The following is a 21,134-nucleotide window of genomic DNA, read 5'->3' as shown; positions in this document are numbered from 1 at the left end:
TCATACATTTTGCTGAAATGTGTTATGTTCATTGCTCTGTCACCTTCCTAGATTCATCGGCTTGTGTATTCGCAGCGTTATGGAAGATGATTTTGATGCTTGTTCCTTTACCAACCTCAGAATCTAATTTCACAGAATGTCCTAAATAAGAGCAAATTTTGCTTACAATATAAAGTCCCATACCAGTTGACTCTCCAAATGCACGACCATTTTTTCCAGTATAGAATGGTTCGAATACTCTTCGAATATCTTCTTGTGGGATACCAACACCTTCATCACGAATTTCTAGAATAATGTCTTTTCCGTTTCGATAAGCGGACAAGAAGACTTTCTTGCCACGCTCGCCAGAATAGCGAACTGCATTGGTCATTAACTGATAGATAATGAATTTAAGCCACTTTGCATCAGAAGCAACCGTAAGATCAGAGTGGACTTCTAAAACGGGGAAAACCCCATTGCGAATAAAGAGTTCTTTTAAGCCATTAATATTTTTTGTTACGGCATCCTTCAGTGAAATCGTTTCTACATGGAAGTCTTCGTGGAAGTTATTAAGTCTTGCCATATATAAAGCCATATCAAGTCCTTGATTTAATCTTTCTAATTCTTTTTTAAATTTAGGAATGAGGTGTTCATCTTCCATTTCGAGTACCATAAGTTGCATAACAGAAACGGGTGTTTTCATTTGATGCACCCAGTGGTTAATAAACAATTGATGTTCTTGTTGTTTTACTTCATATGTTTGTAGCTCTTTTTGGAAGAGGCGATACTGCGTACGAACAAGTTCATTTACGCCGTGTGGCATCGGTGCAGTCGCTCTTTCAATAAACGCATCTTCCATTTTTTCTGGTGGCTCACTTAACCTATGATACATTCTGCGGTTGCGAACATAGCGATAAGCAAGGAAGCAAATAAATAAATATAAACTTAATACAATAAAGTAGAACTTGTTGCTTTGGAATCCATCTATTGCATCATAGAGAATGAAAATGATACCGAAGTTTAATGCATAAAGAAGAAAAAATGCAAAATGATCACGCAAAAATAACTTCATTCTTATTCACTCCAAGTTGCGTTAAAACGATACCCTAATCCGCGTACTGTTTCAATTGCATTCTCAATACCAAGTTCATTGAATTTCTTACGAAGGCGTGTAATGTTTACGTTTAATGTATTCTCTTCAACGAAGCTTTCATCATCCCAAAGTGCAGCTAATAAATCTTCGCGGCTTGCTGTACGTGGGTGTTTTGATAGTAGCATTTCCGCTAATATTGCTTCTTTTTTTGTTAGTAAAACTTGTTCCGTTTTAAAGTGAATCTCTGGACGTTCTGGATATAGTTTTAAACCTTCCACTTCCACAATACGTTCTGAAATGTTTGGTGCATAGTCACCGTAAATGCGGCGTAATTGTCCTTTAATTTTTGCCATGACAACATCGTAGTGGAATGGTTTTGTAATATAATCATCCGCACCATTTTCAATTGCCATAATTTGTTCCATCTCACCAGCACGTGCAGAAATGAAAATAATCGGGCAAGTCGATTCATGACGAATTTGACGGCACCAGTAGAAGCCATCGAACTTCGGTAAGTTTACATCTAGAAGCACTAGGTGTGGTTTCACTCTATTAAAAGAATCCATAATATCATCAAAGTTATCAGCAACAACCGCTTCATAACCATATTTTTGAATGTGAGACTGAAGTAAAGATGCGATATTTGGATCGTCTTCAACAATTAAAACTTTATACATATATATTCCTCCTCAAAAAACAATTGTAGCTATAGTGTAACATGTGTTTCTAGTCTTTTCATTATCTTGCAACAAGCGTTAGTAAACAGTATAGGGCAAAAGTGGAAAAAGTAAAAAGGGCTGTGGATATAATTGACAATTTATAGTTTTTATTTTAACATTTAGATAAATATCTAAATGTCTAATTAGTGAAAGGAAGAAAGACATTGAACCAAGCATTTAAAGCATTAGCAGACCCAACAAGGCGAAAGATTTTAGATCTATTAAAAGAAGGTGATTTAACGGCTGGTGAAATTGCCGAACACTTCAATATGACAAAGCCAAGCATTTCGCATCATTTAAGTGCACTTAAAAATGCTGAACTCATTCAAGATGAAAAAAGAGGGCAATTTGTTGTGTATTCTTTAAATACAACGGTATTTCAAGATTTATTAACATGGGTATTTACGTTTACGAATAAAGGGGGAGAAGGGAAATGAGAAAACATCTTTTTGCAATCATATTAATTCTTATAACTTGTGTAGCATGGACGATTGCTTGGCCACATCTGCCGGATACAATTGCAACGCATTGGAATGGTGGTAAGGTAGATGGTTATTCTTCTAAACTATACGGAATGATTTCTATGGTCGGGATTATGATTGGCTTATATATATTTCTAAATGTTTTACCCAAAATTGATCCAAAGAGAACAAATTACGAGAAATTCTCTAAAGGCTTTATGGTGATGAATAATGGGATACTTGTTTTGCTTTTTGTAGGGAATATAGATATTATCACCAGTGGATTAGGATATAACTTATTTATAAATCGAATCCCAGAATTATTAGTTGGTATTTTATTTTTAATGATAGGGAATTATTTACCGCAGTGTAAACCGAATTTCTTTGTGGGTATGCGTAATCCATGGACACTTAGTAATGAGGAAGTATGGCGTAAAACACATCGTTTTAGTGGAAAGGTATTTGTAGCTTTGGGACTCCTTATGATTGTAAGTATTGTTGTACCAGCTGATTGGAGATCATATATCATGCTTGCAATGATATTAATTGCTGTGGTGCTAACGAATGGATATTCTTATATTTTATATAAAAAGGAACAACTATAAATAGTAGATACGACTTAATGATATGTGGTAAGGATGAAGGCTTATTGCGTGTCATTTTAGTTATGGAAGTCTGAATATTCAGTCTTGTAGCGCGCGAGTTTAAATCGTTGGGAGGAGATCCTATGTTAGAAATCATAAATTTTAGCAAAACATACAAAGGTGGTAAAAGAGCAGTAGATGATTTGAGTTTAAATGTTCAAGCGGGAGATATTTTTGGGTTTATCGGACATAATGGAGCTGGGAAAAGTACGACGATTAAGTCGCTCGTAGGTGTTATAGACTTTGAGGAGGGTGAAATTTTTGTTGATGGGCATTCAGTAAAAAAGGATTCAATCGCATGTAAGAAAATCATGGCATATATTCCTGATAATCCAGATTTATATGAGCAATTAACAGGGATTCAATACTTGAACTTTGTTGCTGATGTTTTTGGGGTATCGGCAAAAGACAGAGAGGAACGGATACAAAAATATGGGGATGCTTTTGAGATTACGCCATATTTGGGAGATTTAATATCTTCTTATTCACACGGCATGAAACAAAAAGTAGCGATTATATCAGCAGTTGTGCATCATCCGAAATTATTGGTTTTAGATGAACCTTTTGTCGGTCTTGATCCAAAGGCGGCTCTTGTACTTAAGGGGGTTATGAAGGAACTTTGTGAATCAGGCAGTGCCATTTTCTTTTCTACTCATGTATTAGATGTAGCAGAAAAATTATGTAACAAGATAGCGATGATTAATAAAGGAAAACTAGCAATCTCGGGGGAAGTAAAGTCTTTGACAAGGGAACATTCATTAGAAGAGCTCTTTATGAAGGTGCTTGCCGATGAAGAATAATTCGCTAGCTCTTTTAAAAATCCGTCTGATAACGCAGCTTGGACTAAATACTTTTAAGTATGAAAAAGATAAGAAAAAGAAGCAAAATAAAATTTTAATTTCGGTATCAATTGCTTTCGTGGCTGTTATGTTGATGTTATATTGTGGAAGCGCGGCATATGGATTGGTAAAACTGGGGATAGGTGAAGTAATTCCAGTTTACGCATTTGTTATTAGTAGTGTATTAGTTTTATTTTTCACGATGTTTAAAGCGAATGGTGAGATTTTTGCTTTTAAGGATTATGATTTTGTCATGTCTTTACCGATTCGTGTAGATACGATTATCGCTAGTAGATTTTTGTATTTGTATGTATTAAATACGTTGTTTTCAATGATAATCATGCTGCCGATGGGCATTGTTTATTGTATATACGAGAGGCCATTAGCTTCTTTTTACTTGATGTGGTTCATAACCCTGTTTACAGTATCTTTAATTCCGACAACAATTGCGGCAGTTTTTGGGGCAGGTATTACGGCAATTGCCTCCAAATTTAGATATGCAAATAGAGTCACTACCATTTTAAGCTTGGTAGCAATCATTATTTTTGGTTACTTTATATTCAAACAAGGAAATACGAAATATAGTTTTGCAGATTTAGAGGGGATTGGAGCAGCTGTTTCAGAGGGGTTAGTGAAGGTGTATCCATTAGCTAACATTTTTCAAAAAGCAATTGTCGATGCTAATATTGTAGCTTTTATCCTTTTTATTGGTATATCAGTTATTTGGTATTATCTTTTTGTAAAAATACTAGCCCTTAAATATAAACAAATCAACACAGGTATCTCTACGTACCATATGCTTTCAAATTACAAGATTGATCGTATGAAGAAAGAAACAGTATTGATTGCATTATACAAAAAAGAACGGAAGCGTTTCTTTTCTTCTACCGTATATGTGATTAATATTGGTATGGGAGTTGTCATGGCAGCTATTTTCTCACTTGCGGTGGTTATAGTAGGGCCAAATCAATTCACCGGATATCCAGGAATCGAAACGATTTTACAAAAAGTAGCGCCATTTGCTGTCTCAGCGATGATTGCTATGACATGTACAACATGCGTATCATTGTCGTTAGAGGGAAAAAACGTATGGATTATCAAATCATTGCCTCTAACACCTAAAATGATTTATGACAGTAAGATTCTCATGAATCTTTCACTCAGCATACCTACCTCGATTATTAGTGGCATCCTTATGATGATAGGTTTAAAGGCGGATATTTGGACTTCTATGTTAATCATAATAACTCCTATTGCATATTCATTTTTTTCAGCAGTATGGGGTGTTTTTATTAATAATCGATTTGTCAATTATGACTGGGTGTCAGAAACACAAGTGGTGAAACAGAGTATGGGATCTGTTCTTGGTATGCTTGGAGGTATGATTATGGCTGTCGTACCTGCTGTGCTAGTAGGTACAGCTGTGATATCAAACTATAGGTTGTTTACTTTTGTAGTTGTTGTAATGATTTCGATTATCACTGCAACATTGTATAACAATGAATCTAAAAGAAGTATAAAGTGAAACGTTAGTCTAAAAAGCGCCATCGATAAGATGAGCGCTTTTTTCCACCTTACAGAATTGTAATGTTTCTGTAAGGAGAATGAATAGATAGCTCTTTGTCCCAGTGTTATAGTAGCAAAGTAGTTATTTCACAAGGTTAAATTTTGTTTTCTTCTGCTAAGTGCCCTTACATAACTGTCATGTTTGTGTAAGAAACATCGATAGTGGCAAGAGTGGAAGCTAAGATATAGTGAAAATAGAGAATAGAAGAAGTGAGGGATATAGAGATGAAGACGGTATTAGAAGCGAAAAATATTAAAAAAGTATACGATACAGGCGGAAATACATTCGAAGCGCTAAAAGGTATTAACTTACAAGTACAAGAAGGGGAATTCGTTGGAATTATGGGACCTTCTGGATCTGGTAAAACGACCCTTTTGAATGTTCTTTCTACAATCGATAATGCAACGAGCGGTGAAATCTTAATTGATGGAAAAGACATTGTAAAAATGAATGATGATAAATTAGCATTGTTCCGCCGCGATCATTTAGGTTTCATTTTCCAAGATTATAACTTGTTAGATACGTTAACGGTGAAAGAAAACATTGCATTGCCACTTGCGTTATCAAAAGTGAAAGCAAGCGAAATTGATCGTCGCGTTCTGGAGATTGGGAAGAAGTTTGGTATTGATCATATTTTAAGTCAATTCCCATACCAAGTATCTGGTGGACAAAAGCAGCGCTGCGCGGCATCACGAGCAATCGTTACAAATCCAAGTATGATTTTTGGGGACGAGCCAACAGGGGCACTTGATTCCAAATCAGCAACAGATTTATTAGAAAGTATGAAGGCATTAAATGAATATGATAATTCAACAATTTTAATGGTAACGCATGATGCATTTGCCGCGAGTTATTGTAAACGTGTTATCTTCATTAAAGATGGTGAGCTATATAAAGAATTGCATCGCGGGAACTTAACACGTAAACAATTTTTCCAACAAGTAGTCGACGTAATGTCCGCAATTTCTGGGGGGATGGCAGATGACATTATCTAGTATTGCCCTCCGCAACATACAGCGGAATTTTAAGGATTACTTTTTATATTTTGCATCTATGATCTTTAGCATCGTCATTTATTTTACATTTAAGGCGCTTGAGTATAACTCACAAATGGAAAAAGCAGCGGAAGGTTCTAAGAAAATTAGTGGAGCATTCCAAGTATCAAGTGTGATGCTGATTATTTTCGTAGCGGTATTTATTATATACTCTAATGGATTCTTTACACGTAAGCGTAAAAAAGAAGTTGGTTTATATTCTCTACTAGGAATTCGAAAAAGACAAATTGGTAAAATGTTATTTTATGAAAATATGCTGATGGGCTTGATGTCATTAGTAGTCGGAATCGCGATTGGTAGTGTACTTTCAAAGTTATTCCTTGAATTATTAGTAAGCATGATGGGATTAAATTTAAATGTGCATTTTGAATTACCAATGGCTGCAATTATTGATACGGCAATTATCTTTTTTGTGATCATTCTTTATACATCACTGCAAGGGTATCGTTTAATCTATCGCTTTAAATTAATTGAACTTTTCCGTGCGGAGCGTGAAGGGGAAGAGATGCCAAAAGGATCCGTGATTATGGCATTACTTTCAGTTTGCTTAATCGGTTCAGGGTATTTCTTATCACTGATGTATATTAAAGCAATTAAATATGCAGACTTTATGACAGTCGCGCTTTATATTTTACTTGCAACAGTACTTGGTACGTACTTACTATTTATGTTCTTTACAGTATTTGTATTAAAACGAGCAAGAAACAAGAAATCATCTTTCTATAACGGTATGAACATGGTAACGACGTCCCAACTACTGTACCGTATTAAAGGGAATGCAAAATCCCTTGCAACAATTGCGATATTAAGTGCGGTAACATTAACAGCGGTCGGTACGTCGGTTACGATGTATTACAACACATTTAAGCAGGCGAAGGAATTTGCACCGTATAGTTATTCGTATGAGAAAAAAGATGCAGCATTAGATAATAAAATAGAATCTATTTTTAATGAGGAAAAGAAAAACCATCCAGTTACAAATCAATTTGAAGTTGAGATGGTTCCTGTGAAAGGAAAGTTTGAAGGAAAACAAGCAGATATGCTTGGAAATACTCATTATCGAATTACTGAGCAATACCAACTTATCTCGAAATCATCTTTTAATACCCTTGCGAAAAAGATGAATATAGATACAGTGGATATAGGGGCTGATGAGGCCTTTGTATATGATGGTTCATATATTGAGGAATATGAGTTTAACGCTGACTATAAAGGACATAAAGCCGTATTTCCAATCGGAAAAGAAACAAAGACTCTAGCAATTAAAGGTACAGGAAGTAATAATGTCACAAACTTAGGTGAATTATTTGTAATTGTTCCAGATCAAGTATATGAACAAGCTAAAAAAGTAGTTGGAACACGCATTGTAAAAAATATTGATGTAAAAGATGAAAGAAACAGTAAAGTTCTAACAGAAAAATTAGCGAAAGTCATGCCGGCTGGAAAATCTGAAATTGAAACACCATTCAGAGACTTCTATTCTGGTTTCCATGCAGGACTTGAAGCGACAGGATTAATGATGTTTATTGGACTATTCTTAGGTTTAGTGTTCTTGCTTGCAACAGGTTCTATTATTTATTTCAAGCAGTTAACAGAAGCAAGTGCAGACCGCGATCGTTATGTTGTACTTCGTAAAGTTGGAGTTACAAAGCGAGAAATGAAAAAGGCGATTGCAAAACAAGTAAGTTTTATATTTGCAATTCCATTAGTAATTGGGATTTTACACAGCTTATTTGCGCTAAAAGGCTTATCAAACTTGTTACCATTTGAAATATTGATCCCATTATTAATGAGTATCGGTGTATATAGTGTTATTTATATTGGATATTACTTCTTAACAGTTCGTTCTTATTACAAGATTGTGAGTGCGAAGTAATGAAGAAAGCAGCTATCGCTATAGGCGGTAGCTGCTTTTATATTTTCTATCCTGTTCATTTCTTCATAAAATCTTAAGAAATTTCCATGCTATTTTTTAAAAAATGATAGTTATACTTGGAGTTATATTAGATGATACCGAATGAAAGGGAGAGGTTAGAAATGCAATTTATTACATTCTTAACCGAATTTGTGAAGCATCCAAAGAATACTGGGGCAATTGCACCTAGTTCGAATAGATTAACCAAAAAGATGGTAGGCGCAATTAATTTTGAAGAAGCAAAGTATATTCTAGAATTGGGGCCTGGAACAGGAGCATTTACACGAGAGATTATAAAAAGAAAAAAAGAACACACGATATTTATCTTAATTGAAATTAATGAAGTTTTTTTCAAAAAGTTACAGGAGCAGTTTAAGGATGATCCAAATGTTTTAGTCATACATGGATCAGCGGAGAATCTAAAGAAGTATATAAAGGAGTTTCAAATAGAGAAGGTTGATTACGTATTATCAGGATTACCCTTTACATCTTTACCAAGGGAAGTATCTTCTCGTATTTTATCCAGCGTAATAGAATCATTAAGTGAGGACGGCGAGTTCATTACATTTCAATATTCACTTGCAAAGAAAGCATTTATCCAAAACTTTTTTCAGGAAATTTCACTAAAAAAAGTTTGGTTGAATCTTCCTCCAGCGCATGTTTTTAGTTGTAGAAAGGCATGCACGTAATGGAATTACATGAATTGTTATCTTATATTGAGACATATGGTTACGGGGCTTTATTTTTTTGTTTATGGCTCGGGATTGTAGGTATGCCAGTTCCAGATGAAATGATTGTGATGAGTGGTGGCTTTGTATCGTCGCTGGACATACTAAATATAATTCCGGCCTTTTTGTTAACTTATTTGGGCGTTGTGTCAGGCCTCTCTTTAGGGTATATACTTGGAAGGATCTTTGGTGCTAAAGTACTTGATAAATTGTTGGAAAAGAAAAAAGCGAAGTACTTGCTGCAATCACAAGAAATGATTGGTAAATACGGACATTATGCATTAGTAACAAGCTACTTTATACCTGTCGTTAGACATATCGTACCCTATTTAGTTGGAATGAGTAACATGAGATTTCAAACGTATGCTTTGTATTCCTATACGACAGGATTTGTTTGGACATTGCTTTATTTCGTACTTGGATCTTTGTTTGGAAAACATATCGAAATGATTGTAGAACTGACAACGAAGTATGGTATCTATTTAGGTGGAGTAGTTGTCGTCATCGGTAGTATTTTTTATTTGTACCTACAAAAGAAGAAGCGAATAGTAAATACATAAATAAATAATCTACAATGAAGTTGCCTTCGTACATGGAAATGGCTTTAAATTTCTCCCTAGATGCATGGGGTTTTTACGTACAGTGTAAATATTTCTTAGAAATGTTTTATAAAAAAATAAAAGGTTGTTAATGTTTTAGGTAACAACCTTTAGTAACCGATATAAATAAACTTCCATCAGAAATCGATGGAAGTTATATTTGGTTTTATTTTTCTGTAACAACCGATGCGATATATGGTAAGTTACGATATTTTTCAGCACAGTCAATACCATAGCCGACGATAAACTCGTCTGGGATTTGGAAGCCAACGTATTCTGCTTTTAAGTCAACTTTACGACGTTCTGGTTTATCAAGTAATGTACAGAATTTCAATGCTTTTGGCTTATGCATAAGGAAGTGATCTTTTAAGAAGTGAAGTGTTAAGCCTGAATCAATGATGTCTTCTACAACAATTACATTTTTGCCTGTAATGTTGACATCGATATCTTTTAATAACTTAACTTTTCCTGTTGTTTCCGTTTGGTTTCCGTAACTAGATGCAGAAATAAAATCGATAGTTACTTCATTTTTAATGTGACGAATTAAATCAGCAGCAAATACGAAAGAACCTTTTAATACAGCGATTACAACGATTTCTTCGCCTTCAAAGTCGCGTTCAATTTGTAGCGCTAGTTCTTTTACTTTTGCTTGTAACGATTCTGTAGAAATTAAAGTGTCTTTTATTTCAATGTTCATAATAATCCTCCTAGATTGTAAAACTGGTGAACATTTCGACTGTAAAGGATTGAGAGGAAAAAGTCAAAAATGAGAAATACATATTTGATAAAGGTTTATTTCTTACAAAAATGTAAGGTGATTTGTAAGGAAAATCGATAGTTACATAGTTGTCTTTTGGATAAACTTATGAATGTAAGGTAAAAGGCAAGCACATTTTAGGTAAAGTAAGCTATAGGCACTCTATGTGAAGAAGGAGTAGAAGGGAATGAAGAAACGTTGGACAACCTTTGCTTTGTTATCAGCTAGTAACACAGTTGTATTAGCTGGAGATATGAGTTTTTCGTATTTGTTTGATCGAGAAAAAGATCATTCTTCTTCCATATTTACAATGAAATGGTGTAAACGGAGCGAAAGTTGTAAGTTTGAAGAAGAGACCCCTAATGAAGAGCGAAGAGTCATTTTCACAAACCCTATAAAGGCATGGGGTGTTCAACGTCGTAAGTGTAACGTCACTAATCACTTAAAGAAAACTGAGCCGAGACAATTAGTTATCACTTCAGACCCTTTTACTTTACATTCACGTGAAAGTAACAATTAGGCACTGAAATAATGAGACACCTAAAAAAGCATTGTAGAGGGAATCTACAATGCTTTTTTTGTTCTTTTTGGATGCACTTTAAACGTTCAGATATGCGGGGGATTGTATTTCTGATATTGATTCAATTTTTAACAGAAATCCATTTTATCTGCATCTCATATTTACATAACGGATATATCCTATAAATACATCTGATGGGATGTGAAAAAGCATACAAGGAGAGAAATAAAATGAAAAAGAAACTTTTACCAATCTGTGCGATGGCACTTTTATCAGTAGGGTATTCGTCAGTGGCTAGTGCGTCTACTGGCACAATGACAAAAGAAGAAGTAACGCAAGTACAGCAAGATATGGCGAAAAAAGAAGCAGCGATTCAGGAACAACATAAAAATGAGGTAGCAAAGAAAGAAGAAGCAGCGCAAGTACAGCAAAAAAATGAGATAGCCAAGAAGGAAGAAGCAGTACAGACACAAGAAAAGCAAGATATGGCAAGAAAAGAAGCAGCAATTCAAGCGCAGCAAAAGGATGGAGTTGCGAAAAAAGAAATAGAAAAGCAGGTAGTAAAAGGTGAAAAATTACCAAATACAGCATCAAATAGTGTAGCAATGATAGCATTAAGTGCATGCCTTATGGCGTTAGGGACATTGTTTGGATTGAATCGTCGTAAGGTTAAATCGTAAAACGAAATGTTCATTGGTCTATAAAACATGGGGTAATTTCATATATTAAAAATGGTAGGATATCCCTACCATTTTTTGCATGGAGGGATTAAAAGTGGCACTTCTTAATCGTATTGGATTCGCCCTTATAATAATTGGTATTCTTATTGGAGGTTATTATTCTTTTGAATGGTATAAGGGGAAAAGTTCTGCGCAAGATTTAACGACAAAAGAGATAAAGGATTTTGAAAAGATACAATCAAAAGAGCATTCTACTGAAGTACCTGTAAATTCTCAAGTGTCTTCTTCTCAGATGTCATATAAAGAAGGTGAGAAAGTAGCTCTATTAAATATCCCGAAAATAAAGAAGAAGTTTTCTGTATATTGGGGATCTAATGATACCACTTTGAAAAAAGGAGTAGGTATGTTTGTTAGTGATATTACAACAGTCCCTTCTGAACGAGGTCATACAGTGTTGAGCGGACATCGTGATACTGTTTTTACAGAGTTAGCAGAGCTGAAAGAAAAAGATAAACTTATTGTAGGATATGATAATAAAATTTATAGTTATGAGATTCAAAAAACATGGATTACACATGCGGATGATCGCACAGTCATTGTGAAGAAAGAAGAGCCAACATTAACGCTAACGACCTGCTATCCATTCAATTATATAGGAGATGCACCGGATCGATATATTATTGAGGCAAAGTTGATTGCTACTGATTCAAGATGAGATTACAGTATTCTTATCTTTTGGTATTTAGTAACGAGAGAGGGAGAAGAATATGTCAAAAACAATTTTGATTGTTGAGGATGAAGATATTTTACGTGAAATTTTGAAAGATTATTTTTTAAATGAGCAATATCAAGTACTTGAGGCAAGAGACGGAAAGGAAGCTTTATTCTTGTTTGAAGAAGAGGAAGTTCATTTAGTTATTCTTGATATTATGTTACCAGAATTAGATGGTTGGTCTGTTTGTCGAAGGATCCGTAAGACGTCTCAAGTGCCAATTATTATGCTGACAGCACGTGTAGATGAGGATGATACATTACTTGGATTTGAGCTAGGGGCAGATGATTATGTAACAAAGCCATATAGTCCGCCTATTTTATTGGCAAGGGCGAAACGATTGCTGGAAAGTAGGGCAACTATAAGTAAGTCTTCGGACAATGAAAATGATACAGTATCTATTCATGGAATTTATGTTCATTTTCCTTCTCGCGTTGTTATGATAGATGGAATGGATATTAATTTAACACATACAGAGTTTGAAATATTAACGTATTTTATGAAAAATCAGGGGATTGTTCTTACGAGAGAGCAGTTGATTTCAAGAATTTGGGGATATGAATTTGCTGGTGATGATCGGACTGTGAATAGCCATATTCGTAATTTACGAAATAAATTAGGTGATAAAGCAAAGCATATTACCACTGTTGTTCGGATGGGGTATAAATTTGAGGGGAATGTATGAGAAAAGGGATTGTACTCAAATTATTTATTCTTACAGCGGCTTTATGTATGCTAATTCTAGCAACAATATTTATTGGACAAACAATATTTTTTAAACAATATTATGCAAACCGAAAGGTAAACGATATTAAAACGAATATAAGCTCTTTTGAGAGAGATTATTTGAATAGTAGTAACACTGAAGCTATTCAGAAACTGGAACAAGATTTTTATCGAGAAAATAATACATGGATTACGACGTTAGATAGTAATGGGAATTTAAAACATGCAGATGATTTTTATTTAGAGGTAAAGTTGGATCGGCTATCGCAGAAGGAACTTGGAAAAACAAACATTACAATCCCTCTCTATTATCTGATGGCGATAGAAGAGGTTGAAAATGAAAAACTCCCGTATTTTTCAGGATTGCAAGTTTCAATTTATGGGATAGATAAAGATTCTACATTTATCCCTGCTGTATTAAATGTAAGCAAGGGAAGTATAAATTGGTCCAACAAGCCTTTAGATAAGAAAGTAAATGAAATGGCTCTTAAGCTGAAAGAGGAAAGAAAAAGTGCTGCACAATTTCCTAGTACTGTTTTTGGGGGAACCATTACAAAAGTGCAACTGCCTGATAGTAAAGGGGTAGTGAATCCAATTTATAAAAATACTTTGTTTTTGGAAAGTATAAAAGAATTTCAAGCAGAATTACTGTTAAATGAAAATGAAGATAATAATGATACCTTAAGAGTAAATGACTATGAAAAAAATGATATAAAATATAAATTATTAATTAAACCAATAAAAGAAAAAGATGGTTCGTTAACATATATATTCGCAATGGCTTCCTTGCAGCCAGTAGATGAAGCGGTGCAAATGGTGAAGGATTATTATATATATATCATTGCATTTGTATTAATACTTATTTTTCTAGCTTCTTTCTATTATTCAAAACAAATTGCCAAACCATTATTACGAATAAACGACACAACGAAAAAAATCGCAAATTTAGATTTCACGGAAAGAATCCCCATTACTTCAAAAGATGAGATTGGTGATTTATCACAAAATATTAATATGTTGTCTAATACGCTCCATTCACATATTGAACAATTGGAACAAGACATCGAAAAAGAAAGAAAGTTAGAAAACACACGAAAAGAATTTATTTCGGGTGTCTCGCATGAATTGAAAACTCCACTAAGCATTATGAAAAGTTGCATTTCTATTTTAAAAGATGGGGTGGCAGAGCATAAGAAAGAGTATTATTTTCAGGCAATGGAAAAAGAAGTCGATAAGATGGATATGTTAATTTTGGATATGCTAGAGTTAGCTAAATTTGAGTCTGGTACGTATAAAATGAAAATGGATATTTTTTATATTGATGGAGTTATTGAGCATATATGTGAACAACTATCATTAGAAATAGCGAAAAAAGAATTGAATGTTCATAAATGCCTTTTGCCAATCGAAGTTGTTGCAAATCAACATCGTATCGAACAAGTAATTATAAATTTTGTAACGAATGCAATCCGTTATACACCTGAAAAAAAGGATATTATTATTTCTATAAGAGATGAACTGAATCGAATAAAGATTTGTATAGAAAATAAAGGCGCTCATATTGAAGCGGAACAATTAGATAAGATTTGGGATCGGTTTTATCGGATCGATACAGCTCGTCAGCGCTCAAAAGGTGGAACAGGACTGGGGCTCGCCATTTCTAAAAATATTTTAGAACTTCATGGTGTGGAATATGGTGTAGATAATACAGTAGATGGTGTACTGTTTTACTTTTATTTACATAAAAAAGTGTAGAAACGAAATTCTACACTTTTTTATTATTTCTTAATTTTATTTTGATAGCATCTTTACTTTATCTTTATATTCTACACGTATAATTTATATAAAAAATAAGGTTTACAAGGAGTAGATTAGCCATGAATAGTAATTTACTAAGTGTAATGGTATTTATATTCTTATGTGTATTTATTGTTTTTATTATTGATATAACTCATTAAATAAAAAATAAGATTGCCATTTAGGCAACCGTATTTTTTGAATTCAAATTATGTGCACCAATACTTTTAAATAAGCGTGGAGCTGTTGTAAATAGAAGCATTAGTAAAGCTGTACATAAAGCGAAAGAACCAAGCATTGTACTACCGTTCACAATCAATGAATAAAGAACAGCTGATTGTCCAGGCGGTGCGTATTTCCCAAAAAAGATAACCCCGGCAATAAAATGACAGAAATAACGTGCTAAGCTACCAATGAGTGTAGCAATAACAATATAGACCATTGCTTTCTTACCTTGATTATTCGCCATTGATTGCTGAATAGGTTGATAAAATAATCCAGCAAAACCGATAAAAGCAAATGCAACGAAGTACTCAATAAACGCTTGAACTGGCGTTAAAATATAAGCATCTCCGAATACAATTTGCAGTAGCCCCCAAATTAAGCCACCGAAGAAAGCTGTTTTAAATCCCCAGCGGTATGCGATAATAAAAATAGGAATCATAGCAAATGAAATGGAACCGCCTGTTGGAAGTTTAATCGAGATTGGTAAAATGTCGATGATTAAGGCGAAAGCTGCAAGGATTGCAGATTCAATCATCGCTTGTAAATTGGTGTTACGCATGTTCTTATTCCCCCTAAATCTAAGTTGCACAAAAAAAGAATAATTTACCATAGGGAGATATGAAATACGTAAGTAGAAAATGATGAGGTATATGTATTTCGACGCTTGCACAATTCCTACGTTAGCATTAACTAACAGGTTCTAAGGGTCGGAACGAATTGTTCCCTCTCAGCAACGAGGCTCCCCCTGTGATAACGAGATTCTTTATTTGTTAGGTTCAGTGTAATCGAAATGGATGAGAATGGCAAATGAATCTGTTATGACAATTATTTAAATATAATTGTGCAAAAATGTTAATAACTATGAAGGGAAAGCTATAGTACTTGATTCATAGAATATGATATAATTTTCATGAAAATAATTATCATTCTCTTCGAGGGGGAAGATTATGAGTTTAGTAGATATTAAAATAGGTGAAACAGTACTTGTAAAAAATATACAATCGTTAGATAAGTTATTAAAGCGTAGATTAGCTGCGTTTGGTCTTTCAGAAGGAAGTGAACTTCGTATGAAACAAAAAGCAATGTTTAAGGGACCGTGTACGCTAGAGTGCCGTGGACAATTAATTAGTATTCGTCATTGTGACGCGAAAATGATAAAGGTGGAATTAGCGTGAATAAAGTTGCATTGCTAGGGAATCCGAATACGGGGAAAACATCATTATTTAATGCGCTAACAGGTTCTTATGAATATGTAGGAAACTGGAGCGGGGTAACAGTAGAAAAGAAGGTCGGTAAGTTAAAAGGTAAGCAAGGGACATTAATTGATTTACCAGGTATATATGATTTAAATCCGGTTTCTCGTGATGAAGGTGTTGTTACAAATTTTCTACTAACAGAAGAATTTCATCATATGTTAAATATTGTTGACTCTTCTCAATTTGAGCGCAATATGCATTTAACATTGCAACTATTAGAATTTGGTAAACCAGTTTCTATCGGTTTAAATATGATTGATGTAGCAAAGCAGCGTGGAATTATTATCGATGTGAACAGGTTATCAGAAATATTAGGAGTAACAGTTGTTCCTGTTGTTGCGAGAAGTGGAAAAGGCTGCAAAGAGTTACTTGCAACCCTACATGAGAGTAAGCAAAAAGAGCAAAAGCCCTTCAGTATTTCATATGGTAAACAAATAGATGCAGGAATTGCAGATATCATGGAGTTTTTAACTAAGGAAAATTATGAGAATCCAAGGTGGCTTGCACTTCAATTTTTAAGCAATAATGAAGTAGTAGAACAAGAAGTAAAGAAATTGCCGGTGTATGAAAAACTTATAGCGATTCGATCAGAATTAGAGGAAGAAATTGATGTAACGCTGGAACAACATATTTATCGTTCACGTGCAGCGTATATTGAAAAGTTAAAAACAAATGTGATTCAGCATGAGAAGGAAGGGAAAATTCCTTTTTCAGAAAAAATTGATCAGTTAATCACACATAAAGTTTTAGGACTTCCAATCTTTTTAGCTGTTATGTTTTTTATTTTTCAGGTTACGTTTACGTGGATTGGAACACCTTTATCGGATATGCTGGATGAATTTTTCAGCGGTCAACTCACCGATTGGGTAACAGCGGGTTTAACAACTATTGGAGCCTCTGATTTTATTCAAGCGCTCGTTACAGAAGGAATTATTGCCGGTGTTGGTGCTGTATTAGTATTCGTTCCACAAATCTTTGCATTATTTTTCTTTATTTCGTTATTAGAAGACTCAGGATATATGGCTCGTATTGCAGTTGTGATGGATCGTATTATGGAATTCTTTGGTTTAAATGGGAAAGCATTTATTCCAATGATTATCGGTTTTGGTTGTAACGTTCCAGGGATTATGGCGGCAAGAACGATTGAACAAGAGAAAGAGAGGCTACTTACAATTTTAGTAACGCCGTTTATGTCTTGTTCAGCACGTTTACCGGTATATGCATTATTCGCGGGAGTCTTTTTCCCTCATAACCAAGCGACTGTTGTATTTTCTTTATATATTGCTGGTATTGTTCTTGCTTTGCTTGTTACAAAGGTAATGTCTCTTACTGTTTTAAAAGAAGAAAAATCAATTTTTGTTATTGAACTTCCACCTTATCGTGTGCCACAAGCAAAAACATTATGGCTTAGTACGTGGGAAAAAGGAAAAGGTTTCGTTCGTAAAGCGGGTACATTTATCTTTGGTGGTTCCGTTGTGATTTGGTTATTAAATTATGCAGGTCCATCAGGATTTGGCGTAGATATGGGAGATAGTTTCTTAGCGATGATTGGTGGTTTTGTGGCACCGATTTTAGCACCGCTCGGTTTTGGAACATGGCAAGCTGCGGCATCTTTATTAACAGGATTTTTAGCAAAAGAAGTTGTTGTTTCTACAATGGCCATTATTTATGCGGTGAAAGAAGATATATTAGGAAATGTAATGGGAGCGCACTATACTGCGTTATCAGCATATGCATTCATGTTCTTTATTTTGTTATACGTTCCGTGCTTGGCAACAGTAGCTGTTATTCGCCGTGAAACAGGATCTATAAAGTGGACAATTTTCTCTGTTGTTTATCCACTTATTGTTGCTTATCTATTAACGCTCGTTATATACCAAGTTGGATCTTTACTCGGATTCTAGAAGGAGATGTATCATAATGATAATCAATATTGTCATTGGAGCTGTCATTTTTGGTTATGCAGGATATACATTATTCAATTTTGTGAAGAGAAGTAAAAAAGGGAAGTGCGCAGCATGTTCCTTAAATAAGTCATGTCAGTCGAATAGTTGTAGTCCTGATATGGAGCAAGTAGTTAATAAATAGAAAAAAGCTTTGCGAAATTCGCAAAGCTTTTTTTATGAATTACTTTTTGATTTTAACAAGTTGTACAGCTTCTGTTTCTTTCGTAGTATCTTGGATTTTATCTTTAGGGTCTTTAGCAAATTTCAGTACACCTACAGATTTTTCTTCACCATTTACTTTTTCGTATGCAGCGTCATCTACAATAGCAAACATATCCGCGTAAGAACGGGCGTCACCGATGATTGTATTACCTTCGTATTTTAATTTCGCTCCATCAATTGTTGCGTTTGCTACTTCTTCTTTCGCGAATAATACACCTTGGTCCGTTGTTACTGCTGGTAATTTATCAATTGCTTTTGTATTTTCTTTTTCAACTTTCTTAATCAATTCTTTTTTCACTAGTTCTTCACCAGTCTTTTTATCCATTACAAGTACTTTTTTACCTTCTAATGTCGCAAGTTTCATTTTGTACGTATTCTTTTCTTTGATATCAGATTTGTTTTTATCGATTACTTGATTAATTTGTTGTTCACTTCCGTAAGTAACCATACCATTTGCTTTTTCTCCTAATAAAGAACAGCCTGATAATGCTCCTAATGAAATTGCTGCTGCTAACCCAATACCTACTAATTTTTTCATTTTCTTGTCTCCTTTTTTATACGTTATAGTAAATACAAATGTAATGTTTTTTAAATTTAGAGAAGCAAAATTGTTTTTTGTTTAACCTCGGCTTCTGATTTCATTTTATAAGAATAACGTTTTTGTAACTATCGAGTTAGCTTACAGTAACATTACAATGATGTAATGCATTGAAAAGAGTTGAAAATGTGATAGGAAAAAGAAAATATAAAGATAAAATTTATAGTATGGGTACATATTGCAATAACAATGTCAGATTATAGATTGTATATTTGGTAAATAACATGTAAGGACATCTTAGTTTTGATATAATAAACACATAGGATTTAAAAATGAATATTCTTACTGTAAAGGAAAGTTTTTACGTGGAGTAAGTTTGAAATATGAGGTAATCCATAGGAGGAATTTACATGTCTGTTTTTAAACGATTAAGAGATTTAACGATGTCAAATGTGTATGCGTTAATTGAGAAAGCAGAAGATCCAGTTAAGATGACGGATCAATATTTACGTGATATGCAGCAAGATGTACAAGAAGCTGAGAAGAGTGTAGCGGCTCAAATCGCGCTTGAGAAAAAGTTTAAATTATTGTTTGAAGAGCAAGAAGCACTTGTGAAGAAACGTGAAGAACAAGCACATATGGCAGTTCAAGCAAATAATATTGATCTTGCGCGCCGTGCGTTAGAAGAAAAGCAAAATGCAGAACAGAAGATGAATGAATACAAAGCAAGCTACGAGCAAAATAAAGCAGCAGCTGATAACCTTCGTGCAAAATTAGAAGAAATGCGCAAGCAATTAACAGAGCTAAAAAATAAACGTGAAACACTTGTAGCGCGTGTAAACGCAGCGAAGGCACAAAAGAGCATTAATCAAGCGATGTCCGGATTTGATGCCAATACTGCAAAAGCTGGTCTGAGCCGTATGGAAGAAAAGGCTCTTCAATTAGAAGCTGAAGCAGAGGCAAGCGGTGAAATTTATAAACAAGAAAAGTCGTTAGATGATGAATTTGCGGCTTTAAATAAAAACTCAGCTGTGGATGATGAACTAGCACGTATTATGAAGCAGTATGAGAAATAATATAGAATAGACACAGGAACCGACATGTCTGAAATAAACCATGTCGGTTTTCTATTATCTTTTAGAGGAGGTTTTGTAATGACATGGATGAATGTGTTAGCCATGCTCGTATGGACAGGAGCAAGTGCTGTTCTGTTATTTGCACTTATGTGGGTTGATTCTATTTTTACAAAGTACAATGATGTAGCAGAAATAAAACAAGGAAATATGGCAGTTACAACACGTTTTATTATGAAGTTGTTTGCACAAGGATATATTTTGTCACAATCGATTATGAAAGCAAACGACCTATGGCAAGCGCTTCTTGCATCCGCTGTTTCTTTCGTTATTTTATTAGTTGTTGAAATGTTTATTGAGTTTATTTTGAAAAAGCTGGTAGGTTTAGATTTAGAAGAGGGGACGAAGCAAGGTCATGTAACTCATGCGTTATTAGCCGGTTCATTACATATTGTTGGGGCCCTCATTTTAGCAGCTTGTCTATAAAGAGAAAAGGAGGGATAGATCATGAGTTTATTCAAACGAATTAAAAATATAATGAAAAGTCCGGAGCCTGTGAAACCAGAGAAATCCTTACTCACGTTAGCACCTGGCGATATGGTTGAAGTTTCATTAGTAATGTATGAAGTGACCGGAAAAACAAGCCTGCATTCTCGTAATGAAATTGTTTTAACATTACAGGACGGGAAAACAATTCGCTATTTAAAAATCGAAAACCGTGAAAGTACTTATTATAAGCTGTATACACCAATTGATGGTCGTTTAGATTCCGTAGAGGAGATCCCAACGACGATTGAAATGGATGATATCGAGTACCATATGGAAGAACGATATAATGGACGTGTTGTTGCGATGGGAAAAACACCGTTTGCTGTCTCTGATGAACAATATGTGTGGGAGTTTCAATCTGATAATAGAAAGTTACTTCGTATTGAATGGCAAGATGGACGTACAATGATGTATGAGGGAGAAGCGATTCTTTCTGCTGATGTACAAATTATAAGGGCAACGTAAGGGGGCTTA

24 protein-coding genes and 1 riboswitch are annotated in these 21,134 nt (G+C 34.5%); of the genes, 19 read left to right on the top strand and 5 right to left on the bottom strand.

Annotation, left to right across the window (positions count from 1 at the left end):
• Positions 1–28: 28 nt before the first annotated feature.
• Together QRY57_RS23810 and QRY57_RS23805 are read right to left on the bottom strand one after the other, a co-directional pair.
• Positions 29–1,051 (bottom strand): sensor histidine kinase, encoded by a 1,023-nt coding sequence (locus QRY57_RS23810; RefSeq protein WP_286016284.1) that lies wholly within the window; start codon positions 1,049–1,051, stop codon positions 29–31.
• Positions 1,052–1,053: 2 nt separating this feature from the next.
• Positions 1,054–1,749, bottom strand: coding sequence for a response regulator transcription factor (locus QRY57_RS23805; protein WP_208017199.1), 696 nt, complete (start codon positions 1,747–1,749; stop codon positions 1,054–1,056).
• A 206-nt stretch (positions 1,750–1,955) separates the two neighbouring features.
• On the opposite strand from QRY57_RS23805, the gene QRY57_RS23800 reads away from it, so the two are divergent.
• The 8 genes from QRY57_RS23800 (at position 1,956) to QRY57_RS23765 (ending at position 9,560) form a co-directional block, all read left to right on the top strand.
• Positions 1,956–2,228: an autorepressor SdpR family transcription factor gene (locus QRY57_RS23800; protein ID WP_016116817.1), complete on the top strand. Its 273-nt coding sequence runs from the start codon at positions 1,956–1,958 to the stop codon at positions 2,226–2,228.
• Complete coding sequence (locus QRY57_RS23795) at positions 2,225–2,857, top strand: SdpI family protein (protein WP_286016283.1); 633 nt, start codon at positions 2,225–2,227, stop codon at positions 2,855–2,857. The genes QRY57_RS23800 and QRY57_RS23795 overlap by 4 nt, the downstream gene beginning before the upstream one ends.
• Before the next feature lie 122 nt (positions 2,858–2,979).
• Positions 2,980–3,696 carry an ABC transporter ATP-binding protein gene (locus tag QRY57_RS23790; protein ID WP_286016282.1) on the top strand — a complete coding sequence of 239 codons (717 nt, stop codon included), beginning with the start codon at positions 2,980–2,982 and terminating at the stop codon, positions 3,694–3,696.
• Positions 3,686–5,260, top strand: coding sequence for a putative ABC transporter permease subunit (locus QRY57_RS23785; protein ID WP_286016281.1), 1,575 nt, complete (start codon positions 3,686–3,688; stop codon positions 5,258–5,260). The genes QRY57_RS23790 and QRY57_RS23785 overlap by 11 nt, the downstream gene beginning before the upstream one ends.
• Positions 5,261–5,526: 266 nt before the next feature.
• On the top strand, positions 5,527–6,297 hold the full coding sequence (locus QRY57_RS23780) for an ABC transporter ATP-binding protein (RefSeq protein WP_286016280.1): 771 nt from the start codon (positions 5,527–5,529) through the stop codon (positions 6,295–6,297).
• Complete coding sequence (locus QRY57_RS23775; protein WP_286016279.1) at positions 6,284–8,233, top strand: ABC transporter permease; 1,950 nt, start codon at positions 6,284–6,286, stop codon at positions 8,231–8,233. The genes QRY57_RS23780 and QRY57_RS23775 overlap by 14 nt, the downstream gene beginning before the upstream one ends.
• A 161-nt stretch (positions 8,234–8,394) precedes the next feature.
• Positions 8,395–8,961 (top strand): class I SAM-dependent methyltransferase, encoded by a 567-nt coding sequence (locus QRY57_RS23770; RefSeq protein WP_286016278.1) that lies wholly within the window; start codon positions 8,395–8,397, stop codon positions 8,959–8,961.
• Positions 8,961–9,560, top strand: a complete 600-nt coding sequence (locus tag QRY57_RS23765; protein ID WP_208017207.1) for a DedA family protein — start codon at positions 8,961–8,963, stop codon at positions 9,558–9,560. The genes QRY57_RS23770 and QRY57_RS23765 overlap by 1 nt, the downstream gene beginning before the upstream one ends.
• A 205-nt stretch (positions 9,561–9,765) precedes the next feature.
• Here QRY57_RS23765 and hpt read toward each other — a convergent pair whose 3' ends face one another.
• Entirely contained in the window at positions 9,766–10,296 is a 531-nt protein-coding gene (gene hpt / locus QRY57_RS23760) for a hypoxanthine phosphoribosyltransferase (protein WP_026593856.1), read from the bottom strand.
• Between the two features lie 247 nt (positions 10,297–10,543).
• On the opposite strand from hpt, the gene QRY57_RS23755 reads away from it, so the two are divergent.
• From QRY57_RS23755 to QRY57_RS23735, 5 genes are all read left to right on the top strand, one after another.
• Positions 10,544–10,876, top strand: a complete 333-nt coding sequence (locus tag QRY57_RS23755; protein WP_026593855.1) for a hypothetical protein — start codon at positions 10,544–10,546, stop codon at positions 10,874–10,876.
• A 230-nt stretch (positions 10,877–11,106) separates the two neighbouring features.
• The gene (locus QRY57_RS23750; RefSeq protein ID WP_286016277.1) at positions 11,107–11,556 is read left to right on the top strand and encodes an LPXTG cell wall anchor domain-containing protein; all 450 of its coding nucleotides are present in this window, start codon (positions 11,107–11,109) and stop codon (positions 11,554–11,556) included.
• Positions 11,557–11,650: 94 nt separating this feature from the next.
• A complete protein-coding gene (locus QRY57_RS23745; protein ID WP_286016276.1) occupies positions 11,651–12,271 on the top strand; it encodes a class D sortase in 621 nt (206 codons plus the stop codon).
• A 52-nt stretch (positions 12,272–12,323) separates the two neighbouring features.
• Positions 12,324–13,013, top strand: coding sequence for a response regulator transcription factor (locus QRY57_RS23740; protein WP_286016275.1), 690 nt, complete (start codon positions 12,324–12,326; stop codon positions 13,011–13,013).
• A complete protein-coding gene (locus QRY57_RS23735) occupies positions 13,010–14,809 on the top strand; it encodes a sensor histidine kinase (protein ID WP_286016274.1) in 1,800 nt (599 codons plus the stop codon). The genes QRY57_RS23740 and QRY57_RS23735 overlap by 4 nt, the downstream gene beginning before the upstream one ends.
• Before the next feature lie 223 nt (positions 14,810–15,032).
• Here the strand turns inward: QRY57_RS23735 and thiT are convergent, their stop codons facing one another.
• Entirely contained in the window at positions 15,033–15,635 is a 603-nt protein-coding gene (thiT, locus tag QRY57_RS23730; protein ID WP_026593850.1) for an energy-coupled thiamine transporter ThiT, read from the bottom strand.
• 95 nt (positions 15,636–15,730) lie between these two features.
• Positions 15,731–15,832: riboswitch (TPP riboswitch) on the bottom strand.
• A 191-nt stretch (positions 15,833–16,023) separates the two neighbouring features.
• Between thiT and QRY57_RS23725 the strand changes: the two genes are divergently transcribed.
• Genes QRY57_RS23725 through QRY57_RS23715 form a run of 3 tightly spaced genes read left to right on the top strand, consistent with a single transcriptional unit; the run spans position 16,024 to position 18,420 of the window.
• Positions 16,024–16,251 carry a FeoA family protein gene (locus tag QRY57_RS23725; RefSeq protein WP_026593849.1) on the top strand — a complete coding sequence of 76 codons (228 nt, stop codon included), beginning with the start codon at positions 16,024–16,026 and terminating at the stop codon, positions 16,249–16,251.
• The gene (feoB, locus tag QRY57_RS23720) at positions 16,248–18,236 is read left to right on the top strand and encodes a ferrous iron transport protein B (protein ID WP_286016273.1); all 1,989 of its coding nucleotides are present in this window, start codon (positions 16,248–16,250) and stop codon (positions 18,234–18,236) included. Before QRY57_RS23725 ends, feoB begins: the two co-directional genes overlap by 4 nt.
• A gap of 16 nt (positions 18,237–18,252) precedes the next feature.
• Complete coding sequence (locus tag QRY57_RS23715; RefSeq protein WP_026593847.1) at positions 18,253–18,420, top strand: FeoB-associated Cys-rich membrane protein; 168 nt, start codon at positions 18,253–18,255, stop codon at positions 18,418–18,420.
• 39 nt (positions 18,421–18,459) lie between these two features.
• Here QRY57_RS23715 and QRY57_RS23710 read toward each other — a convergent pair whose 3' ends face one another.
• Positions 18,460–19,038, bottom strand: coding sequence for a lipoprotein BA_5634 family protein (locus QRY57_RS23710; RefSeq protein ID WP_286016272.1), 579 nt, complete (start codon positions 19,036–19,038; stop codon positions 18,460–18,462).
• Between the two features lie 410 nt (positions 19,039–19,448).
• On the opposite strand from QRY57_RS23710, the gene QRY57_RS23705 reads away from it, so the two are divergent.
• The 3 genes from QRY57_RS23705 (at position 19,449) to QRY57_RS23695 (ending at position 21,125) form a co-directional block, all read left to right on the top strand.
• Positions 19,449–20,114 carry a PspA/IM30 family protein gene (locus QRY57_RS23705; protein WP_026593845.1) on the top strand — a complete coding sequence of 222 codons (666 nt, stop codon included), beginning with the start codon at positions 19,449–19,451 and terminating at the stop codon, positions 20,112–20,114.
• A gap of 78 nt (positions 20,115–20,192) precedes the next feature.
• A complete protein-coding gene (locus tag QRY57_RS23700) occupies positions 20,193–20,597 on the top strand; it encodes a DUF350 domain-containing protein (RefSeq protein WP_208017218.1) in 405 nt (134 codons plus the stop codon).
• Positions 20,598–20,618: 21 nt separating this feature from the next.
• The gene (locus QRY57_RS23695; RefSeq protein WP_026593843.1) at positions 20,619–21,125 is read left to right on the top strand and encodes a DUF4178 domain-containing protein; all 507 of its coding nucleotides are present in this window, start codon (positions 20,619–20,621) and stop codon (positions 21,123–21,125) included.
• Positions 21,126–21,134 lie beyond the last annotated feature (9 nt).

Source organism: Bacillus arachidis (assembly GCF_030285945.1).
Classification (GTDB): Bacteria; Bacillota; Bacilli; order Bacillales; family Bacillaceae_G; genus Bacillus_A; species Bacillus_A arachidis.
The sequence above is the reverse complement of the archived record's forward strand: the minus strand, read 5'-3'. Positions and strand labels throughout refer to the sequence as shown.